The 25,127-nt window shown below is 74.2% G+C and carries 23 protein-coding genes and 1 pseudogene; 13 read left to right on the forward strand and 11 right to left on the reverse strand.

Translation table 11 applies throughout. The features are described from left to right. Window position 1 precedes the first annotated feature (1 nt). Both ACWC9T_RS27010 and ACWC9T_RS27015 read left to right on the forward strand, forming a co-directional pair. On the forward strand, window positions 2–757 hold the full coding sequence (locus ACWC9T_RS27010) for a GNAT family N-acetyltransferase (RefSeq protein WP_449823647.1): 756 nt from the start codon (window positions 2–4) through the stop codon (window positions 755–757). Between the two features lie 275 nt (window positions 758–1,032). Next, complete coding sequence (locus tag ACWC9T_RS27015; protein ID WP_449823648.1) at window positions 1,033–2,061, forward strand: LacI family DNA-binding transcriptional regulator; 1,029 nt, start codon at window positions 1,033–1,035, stop codon at window positions 2,059–2,061. 37 nt (window positions 2,062–2,098) lie between these two features. Here ACWC9T_RS27015 and ACWC9T_RS27020 read toward each other — a convergent pair whose 3' ends face one another. After that, the gene (locus tag ACWC9T_RS27020; RefSeq protein ID WP_449823649.1) at window positions 2,099–3,136 is read right to left on the reverse strand and encodes a sphingomyelin phosphodiesterase; all 1,038 of its coding nucleotides are present in this window, start codon (window positions 3,134–3,136) and stop codon (window positions 2,099–2,101) included. 230 nt (window positions 3,137–3,366) lie between these two features. Further along, entirely contained in the window at window positions 3,367–3,885 is a 519-nt protein-coding gene (locus tag ACWC9T_RS27025) for a GNAT family N-acetyltransferase (RefSeq protein ID WP_449823650.1), read from the reverse strand. Window positions 3,886–3,994: 109 nt separating this feature from the next. Here ACWC9T_RS27025 and ACWC9T_RS27030 point away from each other — a divergent pair, with 109 nt between their 5' ends. After that, window positions 3,995–5,104 (forward strand): hypothetical protein, encoded by a 1,110-nt coding sequence (locus ACWC9T_RS27030; protein ID WP_449823651.1) that lies wholly within the window; start codon window positions 3,995–3,997, stop codon window positions 5,102–5,104. A 13-nt stretch (window positions 5,105–5,117) separates the two neighbouring features. Here the strand turns inward: ACWC9T_RS27030 and ACWC9T_RS27035 are convergent, their stop codons facing one another. Beyond that, on the reverse strand, window positions 5,118–5,579 hold the full coding sequence (locus ACWC9T_RS27035; RefSeq protein ID WP_449823652.1) for a molybdopterin-dependent oxidoreductase: 462 nt from the start codon (window positions 5,577–5,579) through the stop codon (window positions 5,118–5,120). 491 nt (window positions 5,580–6,070) lie between these two features. On the opposite strand from ACWC9T_RS27035, the gene ACWC9T_RS27040 reads away from it, so the two are divergent. Together ACWC9T_RS27040 and ACWC9T_RS27045 are read left to right on the forward strand one after the other, a co-directional pair. Then, the gene (locus tag ACWC9T_RS27040) at window positions 6,071–6,442 is read left to right on the forward strand and encodes a YciI family protein (RefSeq protein ID WP_449823653.1); all 372 of its coding nucleotides are present in this window, start codon (window positions 6,071–6,073) and stop codon (window positions 6,440–6,442) included. A 71-nt stretch (window positions 6,443–6,513) separates the two neighbouring features. Continuing rightward, window positions 6,514–7,803, forward strand: a complete 1,290-nt coding sequence (locus ACWC9T_RS27045; protein ID WP_449823654.1) for an RNA polymerase sigma factor — start codon at window positions 6,514–6,516, stop codon at window positions 7,801–7,803. A gap of 11 nt (window positions 7,804–7,814) precedes the next feature. Here ACWC9T_RS27045 and ACWC9T_RS27050 read toward each other — a convergent pair whose 3' ends face one another. Then, window positions 7,815–8,282 (reverse strand): MarR family winged helix-turn-helix transcriptional regulator, encoded by a 468-nt coding sequence (locus ACWC9T_RS27050; RefSeq protein WP_449823675.1) that lies wholly within the window; start codon window positions 8,280–8,282, stop codon window positions 7,815–7,817. 113 nt (window positions 8,283–8,395) lie between these two features. Here ACWC9T_RS27050 and ACWC9T_RS27055 point away from each other — a divergent pair, with 113 nt between their 5' ends. Continuing rightward, window positions 8,396–9,178 (forward strand): dioxygenase family protein, encoded by a 783-nt coding sequence (locus ACWC9T_RS27055; protein WP_449823655.1) that lies wholly within the window; start codon window positions 8,396–8,398, stop codon window positions 9,176–9,178. Window positions 9,179–9,225: 47 nt separating this feature from the next. On the opposite strand, the gene ACWC9T_RS27060 is transcribed toward ACWC9T_RS27055, so the two are convergent. The 3 genes from ACWC9T_RS27060 to ACWC9T_RS27070 form a co-directional block, all read right to left on the reverse strand. Then, a complete protein-coding gene (locus ACWC9T_RS27060; RefSeq protein ID WP_449823656.1) occupies window positions 9,226–9,873 on the reverse strand; it encodes an NAD(P)-dependent oxidoreductase in 648 nt (215 codons plus the stop codon). 354 nt (window positions 9,874–10,227) lie between these two features. Then, window positions 10,228–10,614: a VOC family protein gene (locus ACWC9T_RS27065; protein WP_449823657.1), complete on the reverse strand. Its 387-nt coding sequence runs from the start codon at window positions 10,612–10,614 to the stop codon at window positions 10,228–10,230. Window positions 10,615–10,618: 4 nt separating this feature from the next. Then, window positions 10,619–11,182 (reverse strand): GNAT family N-acetyltransferase, encoded by a 564-nt coding sequence (locus ACWC9T_RS27070; RefSeq protein ID WP_449823658.1) that lies wholly within the window; start codon window positions 11,180–11,182, stop codon window positions 10,619–10,621. Between the two features lie 167 nt (window positions 11,183–11,349). Between ACWC9T_RS27070 and ACWC9T_RS27075 the strand changes: the two genes are divergently transcribed. The 3 genes from ACWC9T_RS27075 to ACWC9T_RS27085 are packed head-to-tail and all read left to right on the forward strand — an operon-like array spanning window position 11,350 to window position 14,098. Further along, window positions 11,350–12,114 carry an SDR family NAD(P)-dependent oxidoreductase gene (locus ACWC9T_RS27075; protein ID WP_449823659.1) on the forward strand — a complete coding sequence of 255 codons (765 nt, stop codon included), beginning with the start codon at window positions 11,350–11,352 and terminating at the stop codon, window positions 12,112–12,114. 19 nt (window positions 12,115–12,133) lie between these two features. Continuing rightward, window positions 12,134–12,511, forward strand: a complete 378-nt coding sequence (locus ACWC9T_RS27080) for a MerR family transcriptional regulator (protein WP_449823660.1) — start codon at window positions 12,134–12,136, stop codon at window positions 12,509–12,511. Between the two features lie 51 nt (window positions 12,512–12,562). Continuing rightward, window positions 12,563–14,098 (forward strand): AMP-binding protein, encoded by a 1,536-nt coding sequence (locus ACWC9T_RS27085; RefSeq protein ID WP_449823661.1) that lies wholly within the window; start codon window positions 12,563–12,565, stop codon window positions 14,096–14,098. A 9-nt stretch (window positions 14,099–14,107) separates the two neighbouring features. On the opposite strand, the gene ACWC9T_RS27090 is transcribed toward ACWC9T_RS27085, so the two are convergent. Further along, window positions 14,108–14,890, reverse strand: a complete 783-nt coding sequence (locus ACWC9T_RS27090) for a LuxR C-terminal-related transcriptional regulator (protein ID WP_449823662.1) — start codon at window positions 14,888–14,890, stop codon at window positions 14,108–14,110. Window positions 14,891–15,047: 157 nt separating this feature from the next. On the opposite strand from ACWC9T_RS27090, the gene ACWC9T_RS27095 reads away from it, so the two are divergent. Beyond that, entirely contained in the window at window positions 15,048–15,887 is an 840-nt protein-coding gene (locus ACWC9T_RS27095; RefSeq protein WP_449823663.1) for a TIGR03084 family metal-binding protein, read from the forward strand. A gap of 59 nt (window positions 15,888–15,946) precedes the next feature. Here ACWC9T_RS27095 and ACWC9T_RS27100 read toward each other — a convergent pair whose 3' ends face one another. The 3 genes from ACWC9T_RS27100 to ACWC9T_RS27110 all read right to left on the reverse strand — a co-directional run bounded on the left by ACWC9T_RS27100 (window position 15,947) and on the right by ACWC9T_RS27110 (window position 21,584). After that, window positions 15,947–19,177: an error-prone DNA polymerase gene (locus tag ACWC9T_RS27100; RefSeq protein ID WP_449823664.1), complete on the reverse strand. Its 3,231-nt coding sequence runs from the start codon at window positions 19,175–19,177 to the stop codon at window positions 15,947–15,949. Window positions 19,178–19,267: 90 nt separating this feature from the next. Then, window positions 19,268–20,908 carry a DNA polymerase Y family protein gene (locus ACWC9T_RS27105; protein WP_449823665.1) on the reverse strand — a complete coding sequence of 547 codons (1,641 nt, stop codon included), beginning with the start codon at window positions 20,906–20,908 and terminating at the stop codon, window positions 19,268–19,270. A gap of 1 nt (window position 20,909) precedes the next feature. Then, on the reverse strand, window positions 20,910–21,584 hold the full coding sequence (locus tag ACWC9T_RS27110; protein ID WP_449823666.1) for a hypothetical protein: 675 nt from the start codon (window positions 21,582–21,584) through the stop codon (window positions 20,910–20,912). A gap of 290 nt (window positions 21,585–21,874) precedes the next feature. On the opposite strand from ACWC9T_RS27110, the pseudogene ACWC9T_RS27115 reads away from it, so the two are divergent. From ACWC9T_RS27115 to ACWC9T_RS27125, 3 genes and pseudogenes are all read left to right on the forward strand, one after another. Further along, window positions 21,875–22,456, forward strand: a pseudogene (locus ACWC9T_RS27115) (DinB family protein); the annotation flags it as partial. A 710-nt stretch (window positions 22,457–23,166) separates the two neighbouring features. Continuing rightward, complete coding sequence (locus ACWC9T_RS27120; RefSeq protein WP_449823667.1) at window positions 23,167–24,315, forward strand: SUKH-4 family immunity protein; 1,149 nt, start codon at window positions 23,167–23,169, stop codon at window positions 24,313–24,315. A 75-nt stretch (window positions 24,316–24,390) separates the two neighbouring features. Continuing rightward, window positions 24,391–24,768: a hypothetical protein gene (locus ACWC9T_RS27125; RefSeq protein ID WP_449823668.1), complete on the forward strand. Its 378-nt coding sequence runs from the start codon at window positions 24,391–24,393 to the stop codon at window positions 24,766–24,768. Window positions 24,769–25,127: the final 359 nt, after the last annotated feature.

Consider the following 25,127-nt stretch of genomic DNA (forward strand, 5'->3'; position numbering starts at 1 on the left):
CATGCCCGAAGCGGACTGGGTGGTCAGGCGGAACGGCGAGGGCGTACCGGTGGTGCGCTACCAGCCGGGCGAGCGGGAGGGCCGGCCCTGGGCCGACCTGCTGGAGGTCCTGGACGACTCGGTGGACGCGGCGGAGTTCATCCGCACCGAGCTGCCCGGGTGGGTGGTCTCCGGCGCCCCCGAGCTCGGGCAGCGGCTGCTGGAGCTGGGTGCGGCGCCCCTGCGGCACGCCCACACCTTCCGGCGCGACCTGCGGGCCGATCCCCCGCCCGCCGACTGGGCCGGGACCCCGCTGCGCGAGGGCCTGCGGGCGGTGCCCTGCGACCGCGCCCCGGAGGAACTGCTGGAGGCCTGGCGGGCCGCCTTCCACCCCGACCACGTGGACCACTTCCCCGGCGACGACGCCCGGGCGATCGCCGAGCGGATCGGCCCGCTGCTCGCCGGAAAGGCCATCGGCCCGGTGCTGCCCTCCAGCGTGCTGGCGGTGGACGCCGAGGACCGGGTGGTCGCCGGGGCCACCCTGACCGACCGCGACGGCCTGCCGTGGGTCGCCGAGGTCTTCCGCCACCCCGATCGCGGCTACCGCGGCCTCGGCGCCGACCTGCTGCGCCGCGCCGTCGCGGACGCCGCCGACCGCGGGCTGGCCGATGTGCACCTGGTGGTGTCCGAGGGCAACCCGGCCCGCCGCGTCTACGAGTCGCTGGGCTTCCAGCTGCAGGCGACCTCGCTGACCGTGATCATGCCTGAAGCCGGGTAGCGCTCCGAGGCTCAGGGGCGGGCGAGCTCCAGGACGGCCACCCAGGACGGTGAGCGCGGCGGTCAGCCGCAGCCGCCCGAGGCGCTCCCGGAACCCACGGTGGCGATCAGCGGTGGCGATCAGCGCGGCGATGACGATGCTGGTCTCGCGCAGCGCCGCGACCGCCGCCAGGTTGCCCCGGTACTGCGCGGTTCCGCAAGCTCGGCGGGCCGATCGGGGCCCGCTCGGGGCTCGGGAAACCCGCTGGTCGGAGGTGCTGTGTAGGCTCAATGGTCATGGCGAGGGTGACACGGGACGATGTGGCGCGGGTGGCGGGGACGTCCACGGCGGTCGTGAGTTATGTGATCAACGACGGGCCGCGGCCGGTGGCACCGGCCACCCGGGCCCGGGTGCTCGCGGCGGTCGAGGAGCTCGGCTACCGCCCCAACCGGGTCGCCCAGGCGATGGCGCGGCGGCGGACCAACCTGCTCGGGATGGTCGTGCCGGACGCCCGCCAGCCCTTCTTCGCCGGGCTCGCCCACGCCGTCGAGCAGGCCGCGACCGAGCACGGCCGGCTGCTGCTGATCGGCAACTCCGACTACGCCGACGAGCGCGAGGCGCACTACATCCGCGCCTTCCTCGGGATGCAGGTGGACGGGCTGATCCTGGTCACCCAGGACCCGGCCACCCCCGGGCTGACCGGCTTCGACTCGGCCGACGGCACCCCGGTCGTACTGCTGCACCACCGGGCGGAGAGCTCCGACGGCGTGGCCGTGGTCGCGGACGACGAGGGCGGCGCCCGCGAGGTGGTCCGCCACCTGCTGGCCCACGGCCACACCGAGGTGCACTGCTTCGGTGGCACCCTGGCGCTCAGCCCGCTCGACCCGGTCACCGGACGGACGGCCGGCTGGGCCACGGCGCTGACCGAGGTCGGACTGTCCCCCGAGGGCCTGCTCACCCAGGCGCCCTTCGACCGGGTCCGGGCGCACGCCGAGGCGCTCACCCTGCTGAGCCGGCCCGACCGGCCGTCCGCCGTGTTCTGCGCGACGGACGACCAGGCGATAGGCCTGCTGCGAGCCGCCGACGACCTCGGTATCCGGGTGCCGGAGGACCTCGCGGTGGCCGGCTTCGACGACATCGCCGAGGCGGTGATCGCCGGACCGGCGCTGACCACCGTCACCACCGCGCAGGACGAGATGGCCCGGGCCGCGCTGGAGCTGGTCCTCGGCGGGCCGGAGCGCCGCGCCGCCGGGGCCCGGACCTTCCCGGCCAGGCTGGTGGTGCGGCGCTCCTGCGGCTGCCCGGCTCCGAGCCGCCTGTCGTGACGTCAAAGCCGTGATGTCAACGCCGTGATGCGGTGGGTCAGTTCAGCTGGAAGGTGGCCTCGACCGGGTAGTGGTCGCTGGGCGCGTTGGTGTCCAGCCGGCCCGGGGTCCAGCCGGCCTGCGGGTCGAAGTCGACCTTCACGCTGGACATCCCGGCCGGCACCGGGCGGCCCGGGGCGTTGAGGTAACCGATGTAGTCGAGGTCGTCCCGGTAATCCGTGGGGAAGGTCTCGACGCCCGCCATGTACTGGCACCAGGACGAGACCGGGCAGTCCATGGTGGTGCGGTCCTGGCCCGGGTCGGTGGCCGGGGTGCCGAGCACGCCGTTCACCGCGTTCCGGGCGTTGGTGTAGTCGCCGCGGCTCTGGCCGTGGAAGTACTCGACGTTGAGGTCGCCGCCGATCAGCACCGGCGCGCTGTTGCCGACGATCCCGTCGACCCAGGCGCGGATCTCGGCGAGCTGGCCGAGCCGGGTGGACTGGGTGGTGTCGGTGGAGACGTCCGACTCGTCGGCCTGCAGGTGGGTGCCGACCACCCAGGAGGTGTTGCCGCCCTTGTTCACCTGCACCAGCGCCGCGCCCTTGTTGGCGTGGTAGTCCCAGGTGCCGTAGGTGGAGTTGCTGAAGACGTGGGCGTACTGGGCGGTGATCGGGTACTTGGAGAGGATCATCGTGCCGCCGTTGATGACGAACCACGAGTTGGAGCAGTTGCCGCTGATGTCGGTCCAGCCGCCGCCGGAGCAGGTCTCGCCGACCACCGGGGTGCGGTACGGGTAGAGGTCGGCCAGCTTGCTGTTGATGTCGGCGGTCGAGCTGTTGTTGAACTGCTCGTCCAGGATGACCACGTCGGCGTCGTGCTGACGGACGATCTGCTCGATCACCGGGGTGCGCCGGGCGGCCTGCTCGTTCTGGGTGCTGTCGACGACGGCGGTGCCGAGGTCGACGTTGAAGGCGAAGACGGAGAGCGTGGTCGGGTTCGCCGAGGCGGTGGCGGAGGCGGTCGGGGCGGTGCCGCCGAGCAGCAGTGCGGCGGCGGCCGCCGAGGTGAGGGCGGTGGCCGTGCGACGCGAGAGCATGGGCGTTCTCCTGGGGGGATCCGTCAATCCGGTGGACCCGGCGCCGGAGGGGACCGGCCGTCGGGGATTGGCGGGGGAACGCTAGCTACCGCTCGGTACGTCGGGAAGAACGCCGGGCGATCAGTTCCGGCAGATCATGTGGCCATGAGATGTCTGTACAGCCCTGGGCGGGTGGACGACAAGATGTCTGTACACCCTCGCACCCGGCACCCGGGGCCGGTGAACCGCCGTCAGTCGCCCAGCAGTTCGTCCGCGAGCAGATCCATCAGCAGGTTGTCGTGCCAACTTCCGTCCGGGCCGCGCTCGTACTGGCGCATGGTGCCGACCGGGCGGAAGCCCACCTTGGCGTAGCAGCGGATCGCGGCGGCGTTGTCCGCGGCCGGGTCGATCACCAGCCGGTGGTAGTGGTGGTCGTGCACCAGGTGCCGGGCCATGGTGCGGACGGCGTCGGTGCCCAGGCCCAGGCCGTGCACCGACGGGTCCAGGTACAGGTCCATCCCGGCGTGCCGGTACTCGTCGTCGTTGTTGGCGTACCACTGGATGGCGCCGACCACCCGGCCGCCCAGGTCGATCGCGAAGGTCTCGGTGTCGGGTGATTCCAAGTCCCCCGCGACCTCGTCGGCCAGGTCGTCGCCGCCGCGCCAGCGGGCGAACACCTCGGGCGTGCTGCGGATCGCCACCAGCGCCGGGATGTCGTCCCCGGTGGCCGGGCGGAGGGTGACCAGGGTGCCGTGCAGAATCGTCCCCATATGGGGCATGTTGGCACGGAAACCGGCCTTCGGCGAGCGGTTTGACCACCCTGCCCGCCGCCTTGACCGCGTTGTCCGCACCCCGCGCGACCAGGCATGATGCTCCGCCGTGACACACCTCATCATCATCGCGCTGGTCGTGGCGATCTCCGCCGCCGTGACCAGGGCCCGGAAGTCCAGGGCCACCACCTGGGCGCGGGCCGACTTCGACGCCGCGGCCTACGGACTCACCCCGCGCGACCGGCTCGACCCGCACCGGGCCGGTCCGCCGCCCGCCCCGCACCGCCGCAAGGAGTCGCAGGCGATAGCCGACGCGGCCTGGGCCGGGAACTGGCGGCCCGCCGCCGAGTACGTCGAGGCCGCCGGGCAGGACTGGGACGAGCGCTGGTCCCGGCTGGACCTGCTGGACTCGATCGCCGACCAGGACGACGCCTGGCTCAAGGCCTGGCGCGCGGCCGACCCGGGCCACTGCGACGCAGCGGCCCTGGAGGCCAGCCGGATGGTGCACGCGGCCTGGGAGATCCGGGGGAGCAAGTACGCCCACGAGGTGCCCGAGGAGGACATGAACCGCTTCCGGGCGATGCTGCCCGCCGCGATCGAGGCGGCCAAGCGGGCCTCGCTGCTCGACCCGGCCAATCCTGCGCCCTGGGTGGTCATGGTGACCGCCGCGCGTGGCGCGCAGTACCAGCCCGAGCAGTTCGAGGAGCTGTGGCGCGGCCTGGTCGAGCGGGCGCCGTTCCACTACGACGGCCACATGCAGGCGCTGCAGTACTGGTGCGCCAAGTGGTTCGGCTCGGACAGGAAGATGATGGCCTTCGCCAAGGAGGCGATGGACTCGGCCCCGGTCGGCAGCCCGCTGGCCGGCATCTACCTCTTCGCGCTGTACGAGCAGGAGCTGCGCAAGACCCTCGGCGGACTGACCGGCGAGGTGACCCAGCGGCGGCTGGAGCAGGTGGCGGCCGCGCTGGCGCAGGTCCGGCCGGACGACCAGCGGCTGATCGTGCCGCGACACCTGCTCGCGGCCTACGCGGGCCGGGCGGAGCTGTACGACGTCGCGCTGGAGCAGTTCCGGGCGATCGGCCCGTACTGCGGCTGCAAGCCGTGGACCAAGTCCGACGACCCGGTGGCCGCCTTCGAGCAGGCGCGCGGGGCCGCCGTCCGGCTCTCCGGGGCGCAGCCGCTGCCGCCGGAGCTGCGGCCCAAGGCGGGCCCCCAGTAAGGGAGTCGGGGAGTCACGCGGCAGGTGGCGCCGGGTCGCCGAGCGGGCCGAGCCAGACGGCGGTGACGGCACTGACATAGCGGGCGCCGCAGTGGTCGTCGGGGACGACCAGCTGCGGGCCGGTGGTGTCCAGCGGGGCGCCGTCCATGCTGGTGGCGAGCAGGATCCGGCGGCCGCCGAAGTCCGGGTCGATCTCGGCCCAGGAGACGACGGCCCGGTGGCCGTCGGCGCCGACCACGTTGAGCAGGAAGCGCAGCCGCTGCTTGCGGCCGGAGAAGTCGATCCGGGGCCGGGCGGCGAGCAGGACGTCCAGCAGCGCCGGGCCCTCGTAGCCGTGGCACTGCTCGCCCTCGGTCAGGCAGTCGAAGCTGACCTCGACCCGGTGCGCGGGGAGGGTGCGCAGTTGCTCGACGGTCAACTCGGCGGGCTGGTCGAGGTGGCCGTGCAGCCGGACGGTTGGTCTCGCCGGGGTCATGGTGCTCCTCCTCACGGGCCGCGCCGCTGCGGCCCGGGAAAGGGTTACCCGAGGGGAGGTCCGGGCATTCGCAGTTGCGGTGCCGAATGCCATCTTTCATCAGCAGATGCGATGACGTGGACGGCTTTCATCTCGCAGCTGCGAGATCGGTCATGGTCGCGCGTCGGAGGAGACGGCCCGACGCGCCGCACACCGACTGAAGCAACCCGGCAATCGGGTGGACGACCGGTTCCGGGTGCCGGTCGCGGGGCCCCTGCACTGGATGATCGCGAGGTGCCGGCCGGCTGGGCGGCGTACGCGCTGGCCGAGGCGCTGCGGGCGGCGCTGGTGCAGGCCCGGTGGATCATTCGACACGGACGGAGCAGCCCGCGGACCCCCGCCCGGGAACCGGCGGAAAAATTCTTCGCGGCGGGTGTCGATCCGGCACCGGCCCGATCGACGCAGGGCTGAGCGGCGGGGACAGGCCCCGCCCGCCCGACCGAGGAGTCACCATGCCGCGCTTCATGACGCTGATCCGCATCGACGAGAACGCCCGCGGCGGCTGGGAGCCGGACCCGGGGTTCGAGCAGCGGATGGGGGCGCTGTTCGAGGAGATCACCAAGGCCGGGGTGATGCTGGAGACCGCCGGGCTGACCCCGACCGCCGAGGGCACCCGGCTGACCTGGACCGACGGGAAGGTCGGCTACACCGACGGGCCGTTCACCGAGACCAAGGAGGTCGTCGGCGGCTACGCCATCCTGCAGTGCAAGGACAAGGCCGAGGCCCTGGAGTGGACCCGCCGCTTCCTGCAGACCCACCCGGCGAAGTGGACGGTCGAGGCGGAGGTCCGGCAGATCGACGAGATGCCGCAGCCCCCGCAGTAACCGGCGTGGGCAGTGGCGACAGCCGTGGCAGCGTTTGCCTCCCTCTCCGTCGACTGCTCTGATGGGTGGCCGTGACGGAGAGGGATGCGGCGGCGGCCGTCGAGGCGGTGTTCCGGATCGAGTCCGCGCGGATCATCGCCGGGGCCGCCCGGATCGTACGGGACGTGGGCATCGCCGAGGAACTGGCGCAGGACGCGCTGGTGGCCGCGCTGGAGCAGTGGCCGCGCGACGGCGTCCCGGACAACCCGGGCGCCTGGCTGACGGCCACCGCCAAGCGGCGGGCGATCGACCTGGTGCGTCGACGGGAGGTCTACGCCCGCAAACTCGCCGAGGTGGGGCGGTCGGTGGAGGACGCGCCGCCGCCGGAGCCGGTCGAGCCGGACGCCATCGACGACGACCTGCTGCGGCTGATCTTCACCGCCTGCCACCCGCTGCTCCCGGAGCAGGCCCGGATCGCGCTCACCCTGCGCCTGCTCGGCGGGCTGACCACCCCGGAGATCGCCCGGGCCTTCCTGGTGTCCGAGGCGACGGTGGCGCAGCGGATCGTCCGGGCGAAGCGGACGCTGGCCAAGGCGGGCGTGCCGTTCGAGGTGCCGTACGGCGACGACCGGGCGCGGCGGCTCTCCTCGGTGCTGGAGGTCATCTACCTGATCTTCAACGAGGGTTACTCGGCCACTGCCGGGGACGACCTGCTGCGCCCGCAGCTGTGCGAGGACGCGCTGCGGCTGGCCCGGGTGCTGGCCGCGCTGATGCCCGCCGAGCCGGAGGCGCACGGGCTGGCCGCGCTGCTGGAGTTCCAGGCCTCGCGGACGCCCGCCCGGACCGGGCCGGACGGGCGGCCGGTGCTGCTGGCCGAGCAGAACCGGGCCCGCTGGGACGGGCTGCTGATCCGGCGCGGCTTCGACGCGATCCAGCGGGCGGGCAGCGGGCCGTACTCGGTGCAGGCCGCGATCGCCGCCTGCCACGCCAAGGCCCGGCGGTACGAGGACACCGACTGGGCGACGATCGCCGCGCTGTACGGGCGGCTGCTCGTCCTGATGCCCTCGCCGGTGGTGGCGCTGAACCGGGCGGTGGCCGTCTCGATGGCCCAGGGCCCGGCCGCCGCACTGGAGTTGGTGGACGCGCTGGCGGCGGAGCCGGCCATGCGCGCGTACCACCTACTGCCGAGCGTGCGGGGCGACCTGCTGGCCCGGCTGGGGCGGACGACGGAGGCCAGGGCGGAGTTCGAGCGGGCGGCGGAGCTGACCCGCAACGCGCGGGAGCGGGAGTTGCTGCGGGGGCGGGCCGCCTCGCTGGGGGATCAGGGAGATCAGGGAGATCAGGGGGAGCCAGGGGAGCTCAGGGGAGCCGGGGGGAGCTAAGCCGGGGGGAGCTAAGGGGTCTCGTCCTGGCGCAACCGGGCGCTGACCGCGCCGAGGCCCTCGGCGAGGACGGCCAGCTGCTCGCGGGTGAGCACGTCGATCAGCAGCTCGCGCACCAGGGCAACGTGCCCGGGGGCGGCCTGGCGGAGCATCTCCCGCCCCTGGTCGGTGAGTTCGGCGATGACTCCGCGCACATCGCTGAGGCAGGAGCGGCGGGCGACCAGGCCCATCCGCTCCAGCTGGGTGACCTGGTAGGTCAGTCCGCTCTTGGAGGTGACCAGCTTGTCGGCCAGCTCGGTCATCCGCAGCGAGTCGCCCGGGGCGGCGGACAGGTGCACCAGGATCTCGTACTGCTGGTGCGAGAGGCCGGAGTCCTCCTTGAGCTGGCGCTCCAGCCGGCGGTTGAGCAGGTTGCTCGCGACGACGAAGCCCCGCCAGGCGGCCATCTCGTCCTGGTCGAGCCAGCGGGGTTCGTTCAGTGAGGACATGGGCGAAGCCTACCCCTGTTGTTCAAATTCGAACGGAGGTGTACCGTCGAATGCAGAGGTTCGAATTTGAACTACTCGCCCCGATCCGATCCGAGGAGGACGCCATGAGCGCCGCGGCCCCCGAGCGCATGCCCGCCCTGTACCTCTCGCACGGCGCGCCGCCGCTCGCCGACGACCCGATCTGGCCGGGCGAGCTGGCCTCCTGGTCGGCCGACCTGCCGCGCCCCAAGGCCGTCCTGATGGTCTCCGCCCACTGGGAGGAGGCTCCGCTGGCCGTCGGCGCCGTCACCACCGTCCCGCTGGTCTACGACTTCTGGGGCTTCCCCGAGCACTACTACACGGTCCAGTACCCCGCCCCCGGCGCCCCGGAGCTCGCCGAGCGCGTGCGCAAGCTGCTGCGCGCCCCCGGCGCGCCCGTCCGGGACATCCCCGACCGGGGCCTCGACCACGGCGCGTACGTGCCGCTGGTGGAGATGTTCCCGGAGGCCGACATCCCGGTGCTGCAGATCTCCATGCCCACCCTCGACCCGCAGCGCCTGCTGGAGATCGGCCGCCGGCTCGCCCCGCTGCGCGACGAGGGCGTGCTGATCATCGGCAGCGGCTTCTTCACCCACAACCTGCGGGCGCTCAGCAGCGACGGACGGACCAGCTCCGTGATGGCCGAGTTCGACGACTGGGGCCGGCGCGCCCTGGACGCCCACGACCTGGACGCGCTGCTCGACTTCGAGCACAAGGCTCCGGCCGGACGCCTCGCCCACCCCCGCACCGAGCACTTCGCCCCGCTGTTCGTCACCCTCGGCGCCGGCGAGGCCGACCTCGGCAGCCAGCGCAGCGTCATCGACGGGTTCTGGATGGGGCTGGCCAAGCGGTCGATCCAGCTGGGCTGACCGGGGGCTCCCGCTGCCGAGGGCGACAGGGCGCAGGCCGCCGAGGGCTACAGGGCGCAGCAGGTGAAGCGCTCGCCGATGTGCTCCGGCTGCTCGACCTCGTCCACCAGGGCGACCGCGTAGTCCGGCACCGAGATCCGGCTGCGCCCCTCGGCGTCGGTGAGCAGCTGCTCCAGGCCCGTCCGGTAGCGGCCGGTCCGCTCCCCCGGGCCGATCTCGGCGGGCGGGCTGAGCACCGTCCAGCGGATGTCGGAGACCGTCCGGTAGTAGTCCAGCGCCGCACCGTGGGCGTGCATGATCTGCAGGAGCGGCTCGGGCAGGCCCGGGGTGTCCCAGACCCGAACGCCCGGCGCGGTCTCCAGGCTGCCCGCGCCGCCGACCGCGATCAGCCGGGACGCCTCGTCGCCGAGCGCGCGCAGGCCCTCGACCAGGGAGCGGGCGGCGGGCTCGATCAGCGCCAGGTGGCCGGGGCCGTTGCCACCGCCGACGGCGCTGACCAGGACGTCCCGGCCGACCGCGACCCGGGCCACGTCGGCCGGGTCCAGCACGTCGGCGCGCTCCACGGAGGCGGCCTCGCCCCGGTAGCGGTCCGGGTCGCGGACCACGGCGGTGACCTCGTGTCCGCGGGCCGCCGCCTCCGCGACGACGGCGCTGCCGATGCTGCCGTTGGCGCCGATCACGGCGATTCTGGCCATGGGGTACCTGCCTGGTTGCTCGCACGGGAGGGAGGGCGTCAGACAGGGTCGATTATCGGGCGAATGCCCGACGGTGGCCCGGCGCCTCGGCCGATCGGGTGACGGCCCGTCCGGTACGGCGGCCCGCGCGCTGCGGTCCGTCTCGCACCGTGGCCCGTCTCGTGCCACGGCCCGCCGAGCCGGGCGGCTTCGTGCTGGACCGGCTCTTCCCGCACGCGCCGGAGGAGCCGGACGCCCACCCGGCGGAGGTCCTGCTCCGGTGCACTGGGCGCGGGGGAACCGAACGGCCGCCCGCGCAAGTCCTCGTGGAACTGGCGGGCGGCCATGGGCGAGTGGCCGGACCGGGGCGCTCGCTCAGGCGCTGCCGGTGGCGATGCGCTCGGCCTGGCTGCGCTCGACGCAGAACTCGTTGCCCTCCGGGTCGGCCATGGTGATCCAGCCCGTGCCGTCCGGGCGGCGGTGGTCCGCCAGCACCGTGGCGCCCAGGGCGACCAGGCGCTCCGCCTCCTCGTCCCGGCTGCGGTCCTGCGGCTGGAGGTCGAGGTGGGTTCGGTTCTTCACCGACTTGCCGTCGGGCACCTTGATGAAGAGCAGCGAGGCACCGGCGGAGTTCACCACCGCCTCCGGGTCGCCCGGGTTGTCGTCCTCGGCCAGGGTGCCGTCCAGCACCTGCGCCCAGAAGCCCGCGAGGGCGAACGGGTCGGCGCAGTCGATCGTCACATGCCGTACCAGAGAAGCCATGCGCTCACTCTGACCTGTGCCGTTCGGACGTGTCCAGCCTTTTCCGGGAGTGCCGGTGACCGTCCAGCGGATACGGCGGGAAGGCCGGGACGATCTCCGTGAAGGCGTAGCCGCTCTTCTCCGCGACCCGGCAGGAGGCGTCGTTGTCCCCCTCGTGCAGCAGGTCGATCCGAAGCAGGCCGTCCTCGGCGAAGGTGGCGAAGGCCCAGTCGGTGAGGGCCTCCACCGCGCGCGGGGCCACACCCCGGCCGCGCGCGGGGGCTGCCGTCCAGTAGCCGACCTCGGCCCTCTCCCCGCCCGGGGTACCGCGCTTGAGCACCACGTTGCCGACCAGTTCGCCGGCTTCCAGGACGGCGAAGGCGAAGCGAGTGCCCGCCGCCCAGCCCTCGTACTGCAGGCCCAGCCAGTGCGCGGCCTGCTCGGCGTCGTCCACCGGGGTGCGGGTGAAGCGGCGCAGCGTCTCGTCCCGGTAGGCCTCGATCAGGGCTGGTGCGTCGGCGTCCTGGAAGGGGCGCAGCAGCAGGCCGTCGGTTATCGGATAGAGGGTGTCGGGACGCTGGTCGCTCATGTTTGGTCTCCCCGCGGGTGCGTGTGGCTGCGCGTTGCGACCTTCCTAGCAGGCGGGGGGCTCGTCGGGCCGGGTTGAGGCGGCGCTGTTCGCGCGGGGCTCAGTAAGCGGAGGCCAGGACTTCGGTTTGACCTTGACGCTGGCGGCAGGGTCGGAGGGTTCTCCGCATGAGCGACGAGAACGTGGTGGAGCAGCGGGTCGTGGTGGTCACCGGGGCCGGGACGGGGATCGGGCGGGAGACCGCGCGGGCCTTCGCGGCCGAGGGGGCGCGGGTGCTGGCGGTCGGGCGGCGGGTGGAACCGCTGACGGAGACGGCGGCCGCACACCCGGGGCTGATCGAGTCGCTGGCCGCGGACATCACCGGGCCGGACGCGCCGGAGGCGATCGTCGGGGCGGCGCTGGAGAGGTTCGGGCGGCTGGACGTGCTGGTCAACAACGCCGGGATCGTGCAGAGCGGGCAGGGCCTGGGCAGCTACCACGCGGCGGGCATCGAGTCGCTGCTTGCCGTCAATCTGGTCGCACCGGTGCTGCTCGGGCAGGCCGCGGTCCCGGCGCTGGCCGAGAGCCGGGGGGTGGTGGTCAACGTGAGCACCGCCGTCGGACAGCGCGGCTGGCCGACCAACTCGGTGTACGCGGCGAGCAAGGCCGCGCTGGAGACGATCACCCGCAGTTGGGCGGTGGAGCTGGCGCCGCGCGGCATCCGGGTGGCGGCGGTGGCGCCCGGGGCGATCGAGACCCCGATCGCCGACCACTCCGGGTACAGCCCCGAGCAGCGGGCGGCGGTGCGCAAGTGGCAGATCGAGCACACCCCGCTGGGCCGGGTCGGCCGACCGGCGGAGGTGGCCTGGGCGATCACCCAACTCGCCTCGCCGCAGGCCTCGTTCGTGACCGGCGTAGTGTTGTCGGTCGACGGGGGCGCGCTGGTGGGTTAGGCAGTGGGGGCGGTGGCGGGTGCGGATCGGTGAGCTGGCACAGCGGACGGGCAGTACGGCCCGGGCGCTGCGGCACTACGAACAGGCCGGGTTGATCGGCTCCGAGCGGGCCGCCAACGGCTACCGGGAGTACGGGGAGTCGGCGGTCGTCCGGGTGCGCAACATCCGCGCGCTGGTGGGCGCCGGGCTCACCCTGGAGGACCTCCGGCCGCTGCTGGGCTGCCTGGACGGGGACGTGCTCTCCCGCCCGCCGTCCGAGCGGGTGCTGGGAATCGTCCGGGAGCGGCTGGCGGTGCTGGAGCGCCGCATCGCCGCACAGACCGAGGCGCGGGACCGGCTGGTGGCGGCGCTGGCGGCCGTCGGACAACGCACGGACAGGCTTTGCGCGGACGGGTGACACCCCCGATCGGGGGTGTGCAGGGGGCGGGCGGGAGAGGACAGTGGGCGCATGCAGATTCCACTCTCCGTGATGGACTTCCTCGACCGGGCCGAGCTGGTCTACGGCGACCGGGTCGGCATCGTCGACGAGCCGGTGCAACCGGCTGATTCCTGGGGCGAACTGAGCTACCGGCGGATCGCCGAACTCGCCCGGGCCCAGGCCGCCGGGTTGGACCGGCTCGGCGTCGGGCCGGGCGAACGGGTCGCGATCGTCTCGCACAACTCGGCGCGGCTGCTGACCGCCTTCTTCGGGGTGAGCGGGTACGGCCGGGTGCTGGTGCCGGTGAACTTCCGACTGAAGGCCGAGGAGGTCGCGTACATCGTCGAGCAGAGCGGCGCCTCCGTGCTGCTGGTCGACCCCGAACTCGCCGACGCGCTGGCCGGGGTGGTGGTCAAGCACAAGTTCGTCCTCGGCGCGGACAGCGACGCCGTGCTCTACGACTTCGACGGCGCACCCCGCCGGTACGCCATTTCCGAGAACGACACCGCCACGATCAACTACACCAGCGGAACCACCGCCCGCCCCAAGGGTGTTCAGCTCACCCACCGCAACGCCTGGCTGAACGCGACCCTGATGGGCCTGCACTACGGCGCGAACGACCGGGACGTGTACCTGCACACCCTGCCGATGTTCCACGCCAACGGCTGGGGCCTGCCGTTCTCGCTCACCGGGCTCGGCGCGCAGCACATCGTGCTGCGCAAGGTGGACGGCGCGGAGATCCTGCGCCGGGTCGAGCGGCACGGGGTGACCTTCCTGTCCGGCGCGCCCGCCGTGGTGCAGATGGTGCTGGACGCGGCCGCCGACTGGGACGGCCCGGTGCCCGGCCGGGACCGGGTGCGGATGATCGTGGCCGGCGCGCCGCCGCCGACCTCGGTGGTGCAGCAGGTCGAGGAGCAGCTGGGCTGGGAGTTCATGCAGCTCTACGGCCTGACCGAGACCGCCCCGATCGTCACGGTCAACCGCTCGCGCGCCGAGTGGGACGCCCTGCCGGCCGCCGAGCGGGCCGAGAAGCTGGTGCAGGCCGGCGCCCCGGCGCTCGGCACCCAACTGCGGGTCGACCCCTCCGGCGAGGTGCTGGTGCGCTCCAACACCGTGCTGGACGGCTACTGGCAGCAGCCCGAGGCCTCGGCCGAGGCACTGCGGGAGGGCTGGTTCCACACCGGCGACGGCGGCACCCTCACCGACGGCCAGCTGACCATCTCGGACCGGAAGAAGGACGTCATCATCAGCGGCGGGGAGAACGTCTCCTCGATCGAGGTGGAGGACTGTCTGTACAGCCACCCGGCGGTGGCGGAGGCGGCGGTGATCGGGGTGCCGCACGAGAAGTGGGGCGAGACGGTCAAGGCGCTGGTGGTGCTCCGGGAGGGCCAGCGGGCCGTCACCGAGGTGGAGTTGATCGCACACTGCAAGCAGCGGCTGGCCGGCTACAAGTCGCCCACCTCGGTGGAGTTCCGGGAAACGCTGCCGCGCACCGCGACCGGGAAGCTGCAGAAGTTCCGGCTGCGCGAGCCGTACTGGTCGGGGCGGCAGCGCCAGGTCAACTGACGTCGGGGCTCAGCTGACGAGGCCTGATTCGCGCGCCGCGAGGGCGAGTTCGGTCCGGTTGCGGACACCGAGCTTGTGCATCGCGGACTTGAGGTAGCCGGTCACGGTGTTGCAGGTCAGGCCCAGTCGGGCGGCGATCTCCGGGTTGGTCCGGCCGGTCGCCGCCCAGCGCAGCACCTCGTGCTCGCGCGGGGTCAACGGCCGTACGGGGGCGGCCGGCCGGGGGCGCTCCCGGTTCCAGGCGGCCGCCCCGGCGAGCGCCCGGGTGGCGGCCGCCGCCAGCTTGCCGACGGCGGAGATCCGGACGTCCCCGAACGGTACGACGGCGCGCAGCGAGGCGTACACCACGCCGTGCACGGTGCCGCCGTCCATCAACGGGACGGTGAGCATCGCGTACAGGTCCTCGACGGCCACGGCCGCGTCGTAGTGGTGCGAAATGGTCGTCGCCGCACGGTAGTCGGGCACCCAGGTGGGCGCGCGCTCGGCGAGCGCCCGGCCGCCGAGGCCGAGACCGGCCGGGACGGGCACGTCGTGCAGCAGGTCCGCCCGGGTGCCGGCCCAGTGGCGCAGCACCATGCCCTCGCTGCCGGGGCGGCTCCCGGGCAGCGGCTCGGGCACGCCGACCAGGCCGACGTCGGCGCCGCACTCGGCCACCACCCGGCGGGCGAGGTCGCCGAGCACGGCGTCCCGGACCAGCTCGGCGGCGCGCGCGGCGAGTTCGGGGTCGTCGGCTTGCGCAACGGTCGGGTCGTCCGTTCGCGCAGCGGTGGGGGTGTCCGCGGCCCTGGTCATCGCGGAATTGTCACACGCGGTGGGGCCGGTGGCGAGAGTCCTGACATGCGTGTTTCGTGGAGTGGCGGACGCCGGTGCCGGGCCGGGCGTAGGGTGCGGCGGCGAGCTACCGGCGGGTAGCAACTGCCTTAATGGCACTCCTTGGAGGGGGAAGCCCATGACCGACCCGAACGCCCCGGATGACGTCCTGCGCGGCCCGGATGACGTCCTGCGCGGCCTGCTGGCCGACCTGCGGGCCGAGAGCGCCGTCGTGGACGGCCTGGTGGCCGGGACAGCGGCCGAGGACTGGGCCCGGCCGACCCCCGCCGAGGGGTGGACGGTCGCGCACCAGATCGCCCACCTGGCGTGGACCGACCACTGGACGGCGCTGGCCGCACGCGACCCGGAGGGCTTCACCGCATCGCTCGGCGGCCGCTTCACCGAGCTGCTGGCCTCCGGGGCCGACCCGGTCGAGGAGGGGGCCCGGGAGGGCGCGGCCGCCGAGCCCGCAGAGCTGCTGGCCCGCTGGCGGGCCGGCCGGGAGGAGGTGCTGGCCGCGCTGACCGCCGCCCCGGCCGACGTCCGGCTGCCCTGGTTCGGCCCGCCGATGAAGCCCGCCTCGATGGCGACCGCCCGGCTGATGGAGACCTGGGCGCACGGCCAGGACGTCGCGGACGCGCTCGGCGCGACCCGGGAGCCCACCGCCCGGCTGCGGCACATCGCCCACCTGGGGCTGCGCACCCTGGGCTTCGCCTTCGGCGCGCACGGGCTGCCCGCGCCGGAGCAGCCGGTGCGACTCGAACTGACCGCCCCCGACGGCAGGCTGTGGGCCCTCGGCCCGGCCGACGCGCCGGATGTGGTGACCGGCCCGGCCCTGGACTTCTGCCTGCTGGTGACCCAGCGCCGCCACCGGGACGACCTCGCCCTCACCGCCACCGGCCCGGTCGCCACCGCCTGGCTCCCGATCGCCCAGGCCTTCGCCGGGCCACCCGGCAAGGGACGGCAGCCCCGAACGTAGGACCTGTCGGACCCCCGGCGGACGAGCCCGCCTTCCGGGCCTCCCCCGGCCCGCCCCGCTCAGAGGCCGATCCGGAGCGGGGTGAGCCGGGTGGCGATCAGGTTGGTGGCGCCCCGGTCGCGCTCGATGTGGCCGTGCACCAGCAGGCCGGCCCGGTCCAGGGCGGTGCGGCGCTGGGACTCCCAGACCGGGCGGCTGCAGATCACGTTGATCAGGCCGGTCTCGTCCTCCAGGCTGAGGAAGAGCACCCCGCCGGCCGTCGGCGGCCGCTGCCGGTGGGTGACCAGGCCGCCGACCACCACCGCCGTTCCCGGTGGCACGTCCGGGAGCTGGGCGGCGGAGAGCGCGCCGCCGCGCTCCAGGTGGGCGCGCAGGTGCTGGAGCGGGTGGCTGGTGGCGGAGGTGCCGGTGGCCCACAGGTCGGCGATGGTCGCCTCGACCGGGCTCAGCTCGGGCAGCTCCGGCGCCTCGGTGCCGGGGGTGGTGCCGGGTAGCAGTTCGGCCGATATCCCGGCGAACGCACCTGCAGCCCACAGTGCCTGACGTCTCGTAAGACCGAAGCAGTCGAAGGCGCCCGCTGTCGCCAGCGCCTCCAGGACGGACGCGGGCAGGCCGGTGCGACGGGCGAAGTCCTCCAGGTCGGCGTACGGCTGCCCGGCCGCGATCGCCTCGGCCTGCGGGGTGCCGATGCCGCGCACCGTTTCCAGGCCGAGCCGGATGGCCGGCTGGGGGCGGCCGGCGGTCAGCGGCGGCTTGGGCGTCGGGCCCCGGTACGGCTCCAGGGTGGGGCGCGGCCCGCTGGCGTTGACGTCCACCCCGCGCACCCGTACGCCGTGCCGCCGGACGTCCGCGACCAGGCTGAGCGGCGAGTAGAAGCCCATCGGCTGATTGGCCAGCAGGGCGCAGGTGAAGGCCGCCGGGAAGTGGTGCTTGAGCCAGGCGCTGGCGTACACCAGGTAGGCGAAGCTGATCGCGTGGCTCTCCGGGAAGCCGTAGTTGGAGAAGGCCTCGATCTTGCCGTAGACGTCCTCGGCCACCTCGGGCGGGATGCCGCGCTCGGCCATCCCGCCCAGTAGCCGCTCGCGCAGCCGGGCGACCCGCTCGTGGGAGCGCTTGGCGCCCATCGCCTGGCGTAGCTGGTCGGCCTCGGAGGGCGTGAACCCGGCGCAGTCGATGGCGAGTTGCATCATCTGCTCCTGGAACAGCGGCACCCCGAGGGTCTTTCCGAGAGCGTTCTCCATCAGCGGGTGCGGGCAGCCGGGCGGCTCCACCCCGGCGCGGCGGCGCAGGTACGGGTGGACGGATCCGCCCTGGATCGGGCCGGGGCGGATCAACGCGACCTCGACCACCAGGTCGTAGAAGTGGTCCGGCTTGAGCCGGGGCAGGGTGGCCATCTGCGCCCGGGACTCGACCTGGAACACGCCCACGGTGTCGGCGCGGCGCAGCATCGCGTACACGCCCGGGTCGTCGTCCGGGATGGTGGCCAGGTCGTAGCGCAGGCCGTGGTGTTCGGCGACCAGGTCGCAGGTGTCGTGCAGCGCGGCGAGCATGCCGAGGCCGAGCAGGTCGATCTTCACCAGCCCGGCGCCGGCGGTGGACTCCTTGTCCCACTGCAGCACCGAGCGCCCGGGCATCCGGGCCCACTCGGTCGGGCAGATCTCGCCGATCGGCTCCTTGGTGAGCACCATGCCGCCCGAGTGGATTCCCAAGTGGCGTGGCAGGCCGTGGAGTTGGGTGGCGAGCGAGAGCACGTCGGCGGGGATGACGGCGTCCGCGCCGGGGGCGGAGCGGAAGTCGGTCTGCCGGCTGAAGGCATCCACCTGCCCCTGCGGGTACCCGAGCACCCGGGCGGCGTCGCGGATCGCCAGCCGGGGCCGGTAGGTGATCACATTGGCGACCTGGGCGGCGTGCTCGCGGCCGTAGCGGCGGTAGACGTACTGGATGACCTCCTCGCGGCGACGGTTCTCGATGTCCAGGTCGATGTCGGGCGGACCGTCCCGGGCGGTGGAGAGGAAGCGCTCGAACAGCAGCTTGTAGTGGATCGGGTCGACGGCGGTGATCCCGAGGGCGAAGCAGACCGCCGAGTTGGCGGCCGAGCCGCGGCCCTGGCACCAGATGGACTCGCGGCGGCAGAAGTCCACGATGTCGTGCACGATCAGGAAGTAGCCGGCCAGGTCGAGGTCCTCGATCACGTCCAGCTCCTTGGCGAGCTGGCGACGGGCGGCGGCGTTGCCGGGGCCGAAGCGGGCCGGGCCGCTGGCCGCGACCAGGGCCCGCAGGTGGCTGATCTCGGTCTCGCCCTCGGGGACGGGGTAGCCGGGCAGCTCCGGGTCCAGCTTGGCGAAGTCGAAGGCGCAGGACCGGCCGAGTTCGACGGTGGCCCGCTGCACCCCGGGGAAGCGGGCCAGCCGGGCGGCCATCTCCCGGCCCGAGCGCAGGTGCGCGGTGCCGGCCGCCCTGGTCCAGCCGGCCGCCTCCTGCAGGGTGCGGCGCTCGTGCAGCGCGGCCAGGCTCTGCGCCAGGCGACCCTGGGCGGGGCCGGCGTGGTGGGCGTTGGTGGAGGCGACGACAGGCAGTCGCGCCCGGGCGGCGAGCGCGGCGAGGGCGTCGTTGCGCCGGTCATCGCCGGGCAGCCACTGGTCGATCAGCTCGACGTGCACGTTCCCGCGGCCGAACGCCTCGGCGAGGGTGTGGAGTTGGTCTTCGGGGCGCTGCTTTCCGTCGAACGGCTTTCCGTCGAGCGCGGCGGGGACCCGGCCGAGGCGGCAGCCGGTGAGCACCGCCCAGTGGCCGTCGTGCGCCCCGGCCAGCGTGGCGAGGTCGTACGTCGGGCGGCCCTTGGCGCCGCCGGCCAGCTGGGCGGCGGCGATCGCGGCGGAAAGACGGCGGTAGCCGGCCGGGTCACGGGCGAGGACCAGCAGGTGTTCGGTGTAGCCCGCTTCGTCGCGGATGGTCAGCTCGGCGCCGAACACGGTGGCCACGCCGGTCCCCCGGGCCGCCTCGGCGAGCCGGACGGCGCCGTACAGGCCGTCGTGGTCGGTGATCGCGAGGGTCTCCACGCCCAGCCGGGCCGCCTCGGCGACCAGGTCCTCCGGGTCGCTGGCGCCGTCCAGGAAGCTGAAGGCGGAGTGGACGTGCAGTTCAGCCCAGGGCTCGTCGCTGTCGGCCCTCACGGCAGGGGGTTCCCCGACGGGGCGGCGCAGCGGGACGACCGTACGGTCCGGCGCCGCGCCGGTCAGCCGTCGGTGCAGCTCGCTCCAGGGGAGGGTGGGGTGGCTGGTGAAGCCCATCGAGGGTTGCCTTCGTCGTTCTCGTACTCGTCCTGCTCCCCCTGCTTCGGGCCCCGGGGGCCGAAGGCCCTCCTTCGGGTTCCGGGACCGCTAGTCGTAGCCGGCCTCCAGGTGCCACGCACCCCCCTCCACGGTGAGCAGCAGCGCGCGGCCGCCGTCCACCACCACCTGGAACCGCGCCCGGCGGCGGGCGAGCGACTGGTCCCACCAGTACTCGACCGCCGGCCAGGGCCCGGTCCAGCCCTCCACCCGCTCCTCCCGGCCCCGGACCACGACCAGGGCCGGCCGGCCCGACACCCCCGCCCGGCCGTCCACCGTCACCGGCTGCCCCCCCTCGTCCAGCACCCGCACCGGCGCCGGCTCGCGCAGCACCACGGCCGGCCAGAGGTCCGCCAACCGCCCCGGCCAGGGCGCGTCGGCCGGGGCCGCCGCCTCGTACGGCTCGCCCCACGGCACCTTGACCTGCTGCTCGCCCGGGCCGCGCCCGCCGGCCGGTTCGATCCGGCGCAGCCCGGCGTGCCCGAGCACCGCCTGCACCCGGGCCACCGCGCGCTCCACCCGGTCGTCCGCGACGGCCTGGCCCCACAGCGCGAGCTGGCGGCCCTGGTCCGGGGAGAGGCCGTCCGGGGCCAGGCGGAGCAGGGCGAAGCCCTCCCGGCCGCCGCCCTCGAAGGTGCCCGCGCCCTGCCAGGCCTGGAGCTGCCAGCGGACCCGCTCGGCCAGCGCCGTCGCCGACAGTCGGCCCTCGTGCCGCCACAGCCGCGAGGCCGTCCGGCCGTCCGCGCAGGCCACCTCGACGGCCACCCGGCGGCAGGTCAGCCCGGCCCCGGCCAGCCGCTGGTGCAGCCGCTCGGCCAGCGTGCGGGCGACGAACACCAGTGGCTCGGCGAGCGGCTCCGGCGGGTCGAAGCGCTGCTCGACGGAGAGATCCGGCTCCTCGCCGCGCGGCACCAGCGGGCGCGGCTGCAGACCGCGGGCCAGCCGGTGCGCGACCGTCCCGGCCGGGCCGAAGCGGTCCGCGACCGCCTCCGCGGGCAGCGCGGCGAAGGCCCCGACGGTGGACAGGCCGAGCCGCCCCAGCAGCTCGGCGAGCGTCTCGTCGCCCAGCGCGCCCACCGGGTACGGGGCGAGGAACTCCGCCGTACGCCCGGCGGGCACCAGCACCCCGGCGCGGGCGGCGAGCACGGCGGCGAACAGGCCGTCGGCGACACCGACCTGGGCGTGGGGGGTGATCGGCGGCGCTGCCGGGTCTGCCGGGTCCGCTTGGTCAGCCGGTGCTGCGTCGGGCACCGTCACCGCGCCGGGGACGGCGTCCGGGACGGGCGGCCGGCCGAGCGCCTCCGCCACCGCCGCACCGACCTTGACCGCCAGCGCCTCCTCACCGCCGAAGTAGCGACCCGGACCCTTCACCGGAATGGCGCACAGGCCCGGACGGATCACCTCCACCCGGGGCGTGAACGCCTCCACCGCCGCGACCACCGGCTCGAAGCGGCGGGTCTCCGCCTCCGGGTCGCGGTCGCGCAGCTCCAGCTCCGGGCAGAGCCGCTGGGCCAGCTTGAGCCGCTGCCCCTGCCGCACCCCGGCCGCCCGGGCGCCCGCCGAGCAGGCGAGGATCCGCCCGCCCTCGGTCACCGCCACCGGGTCGTCGCCGGTGACGGCCACCACCGGCCAGTCCGGGCACCAGACCACCAGCACCCGGGGGGTTCGGTCGCCGTCCCGCATCGTCGGCATGTCACACCACCGCCGCCACCGGTTGCGGGCGCTCCCGGAGGGGCTGCTCCTGGACCGGACGCACCGCGCCGTGCTCGTCCGGCAGCCAGAGCCGAGCCGAACGGCCGCGCACCGCCGAACCGCGGCCCTCGGCCACCACCTCCACCTGCCGACCGGCGAGCTGCCCGTAGCCGTCCCCCAGCCCGAACCAGCGCCCGGACCGCACGCCCAGCCGCAGCACCGCCCCCGGCCACGGCCCGGCCACCAGCAGCACACAGCCGCTGCGCCGCAGCACCGCGGCCAGCCGGGCGGCCAGCTTCGGCGGCACCGGTCCGGCCGGACGCAGCATGATCAGCTCCACCGCACCGGCCAGCACCGACACCACCTCGGGCCAGTGCGGCCCCGGGTCGTCCGCGACCAGCAGGCGCCGCAGGTCCAGCCCGTACCCCTCGGCGGCGGCCAGCCCCAGGTCCGGCAGCCCGATCGCCGCTGCCCAGCCGCCCTCGGTCTCCCGCACCCCGGCGGCCAGCGCCAGCAGCAGCCCTGTGTCCCCGCCCGCCACCGACACCGCCGTCCCCCGCCGCAGCCCGCCGTCCGGCAGCACCTCCTGTAGCGCGGGCACCACCGGCACCAGCCCGCGCACAGCCGCCTGCCCGTCCTCGGGCGCGACGGCGGGCGCCACCGGGCGGAGCGTCACCGGCTTCGTCCTCGGTTCCTCCTGTTCCCCCGGCTCCCCTGGCTCTCCCGCCAGGGCAGCCGGGAACGCCACCGGCCGAAGTGCGGGGCGTTCGGGCTGCTCGGCGGCAGATTCGAAAACAGATTCGAAAACGGGCACAGTCCCAGGATCGAACATCCGTTCGCAAAGATTCAAGTCCGCTACCTCCGCCCCACCCGTCACTCTCCGTGCTCGTCGCGGTGGACGTCGGCCGCTGTCGGGCTGGAACCAAATTCGATGGACAGCTCCCCTGCGGTCAGCAGACTGATCCCATGACCGCGGCAGACGACAGGAACGACCTCCGGATCTACATCCAGGACGCCCGTGACGCCCTGCTGTGGAAGCTCGACGGCCTCTCCGAGTACGACCTGCGGCGCCCGCTCACACCCACCGGGACCAACCTGTTGGGACTGGTCAAGCACGTCACCGGGGCCGAGGCGCTGTACTTCGGCGCCACCTTCGGGCGACCCTTCCCCGAGCCGACCCCGCTGTGGATCGTCGGCGACGCCGAACCCAACGGCGACCTGTGGGCCCGGGCGGACGAGAGCACCGAGGAGATCGTCGGGCGCTACCGGCGGGTCTGGGCGCACTCGGACGCCACCATCGAGGAGCTGCCGCTGGACGCGGTCGGCCAGGTGCCGTTCGGCAACCGCCACGAGCAGACCCTGCACCGGGTGCTCGTCCACATGATCGCCGAGACCCACCGCCACGTCGGCCACGCCGACCTGGTCCGCGAACTCATCGACGGCGCCACCGGCCAACGCTCGGACGGCGTCAACACCGCCCCGGGCGACGAGGATTGGTGGCAGTCCCACCACGACCGCGTGGAGCGGGCCGCCCGGGAGGCCGGCGGGCGGGGTGTCGCGGCGGAGGTCGAGGAGGGCTTCGGGCGGGCGTACCGGTACGTGGGGCCGCCGGAGCTGCGGGAGTTCACGTCGGGCGGCAGCCCTGGTGGTCAACGGGTGCGGACGGCCGGCGAGTTCGCCACCTGGGCGGGCGAGCGGACGGCGGCGGAATGGGCGGAGCCGTTCACCTTCGTGGTCGACCTGACCGGGGCGCTGCGGCTCGCCCCGCGCCGCAGTGAGCATGTGGCCTGTGCAGGCGGGGAGTTGGTGCTCGGAGCCGGGGAGGTCGGGTTCCGGCGCTCGGGCGGCGGCGGTTGGGGGACTCGGGAGGCTCGGGGGGCTTGGGAGGTGGAGACGGTCAGCAACCTGTCCACCGGCTACTGCCCGGACGTCCGCTCCTGGACCGCCGTCGCCGCGGCCCTCGACCGGGTCGGGCTGCCGCACCCGAGCGGCTTCACCCACGCGGTGGTGTTCCGGCGCTGCCCGGAGTGCGGGCGCTGCGGGATCGTGCGGGAGGAGCACTACGTGTGCGTGTTCTGCGATGCGGATCTGCCGGGGCACTGGAACGTCGACGAGGTGCCGCTGCCGTAGGACGCACCGCCGCTTCGCCGGGCGGCACGTCACGATCCCGCCCCGACGCGCGAAACCCCCGTGGCCCTGTCGGGCGGGCCCGCTAGGGTCTGGTGGGTCAGGGGGCAGAACCGTGAAGGGTGGGGGACGTGGGGTGTGCGCGGGTGGTCGGGGTGCCGGGCGGGGTGGTCCACGAGGGCAGCCGGGACTTCCTGGTGCGGGAGGGGCTGCCGGCGGCCGGGGCGCTCCTGGACTTCGGGGTGCTCGACGCCGGCTCGCTGAAGGCGCTCCCGGGCGGGGCGGAGCGGCTGTTCGTCCTCGGGGAGACGGACTACTGCACGCCCTTCGCCGCGGTAGGCAACCTGGTGCTGTTGGACGGGACCACCGGCGAGGTGTTCCTCGGCAACGGCGGTCCGCGACGCGACCTGCTGGCCTCCGACCTGACCGCGCTGGCCGCCCTGGTGCGCGAGGTGGACGCGGTGGGCGAGGCGGCCCGGCGGTCGGAGGCGCTGGACGGGCGGCGTGGTCCGGCAGTGGTGGCCGAGGTGACGGCGGGGGCCGAGCGGCGGATGCGGGAGATCGACCCCGCGCTGTTCGGGCGGAGCGCCGTACCGGCGCACTGGGGAACCGCCCTGCTGGTGCGGGCGCTGAGCTGGGGCGCCCTGCCGGGCGGGCCGGACGGGCCCGCGTACGAGGTCGGCGGGGAGCTGGTGGCCGAGCTCGCGACGCTGACGGACGAGGACGGCAGGGCCGGTCTGGTGCACCGCTTCCGGCCGGAGGGGTTGCCCGCCGCCCTGGTGCACGAGCCGACCCGGCGGCTGCTGACCGAGGTCGGGCTGCCGCTGGGCGGGGCGATGTTCGGGGCGTGCGAGGAACCGCTGGTCACCATGGCGGAGGCGTACCCCGAATACTTCGACGGTGAGGAGGAGCGCCCGTACCAGCGGGACTACCTGGTCCTCGGGGACTGGCCGACCGACCTCACGATCGCCCTGGACGGCGCCACCGGCCGGCTCGAACTGCCGGACTGGTACGACGACGGCCAGCCCGAGGCCTACCTCAACCGCGACCTGTCCGCGCTGCTCTACGCGCTGTGGACGTACGAGCGGCTGCGCGCCGAGTGGGAGCGCTGGGACCACGGCCGGAGCCGGGACACCTGGGCGGTGTTCGACCCGCAGTCGCTGCTGAGCACGGTGGTGGACCGGCTGGTGGAGGCCGTCGACCCGGAGGCCTTCGCCTCACCGGGCCGCTCCTGGCGGCTGCTCGCCGAGGACGGGCACATGGGCGGCCTGCTGGGGTGATCCGGGCCGGGGGCGTGCTGGCCGTTCGAGCCCTTCTGAACAGGGCCGGGGCCGGCACGCCGGTACGCTGCCCCAGTGACGAACATCCGTACGGCGGCCGGGCGAAGACGGGCTCTGCTCCTCGGCATCAGCGCCGCCCTCTCCTTCGCCACGGCGGGTGCGCTGTACGGCCTGCTGTACGTGCGGTCGCTGGACTACGACGAGCGCTGCGAGCGCGGCCTGGTGCGGGGCGGCGGGCGACTGCTGGAGACGGGTGCGTCCTGGCTGCCGCCGGACGCGTGGTGCCGGTTCGAGAACCGGAGCCTGTCCACCACCCCGTTCTGGACGCTGCTGCTGTTCTACGGGCTGCTGACCGTGGTCGTCTGGTCGGTCAGCGCGCTGGTGCGCACCCTTCGTCCGCGGCCGAACCCGGGGCTGGACTGGCAGCCGGGACACGGCACTCCGCGCTGGTAGACCCGCGCCCTGGTGTCGGTTCCGGCTCCGGCTCCGGCTCCGGCACCCGAGGCGGTCGGCGGGTGCGCAGCGGGGACAAATAGACCGGCAGGAAGGCCGTCGCGAGGACGGCCCCGCCGAGCCAGAGCGTGGTGCGCGGGCCGAGGAGTTCGCAGAGCAGCCCGGAGAGAGCGGAGCCGATCGCCAGCGCGCCGGTGGTGCCGAGCACGGCGCGGGTACGGATCTTGGACTTCATCAGCCCTCCTGCTATGGGGAGTTGCGGTCGCCACCGGCGGGCTCACGTGACGGGCGGCCTCACTTTCCGGTGCGCCCGATCTCGCGGGCACCGGGTTGGCGCCCGTACAGCGGGCAGCAAGGGC

It is taken from the genome of Kitasatospora sp. NPDC001159 (genome assembly GCF_053598235.1).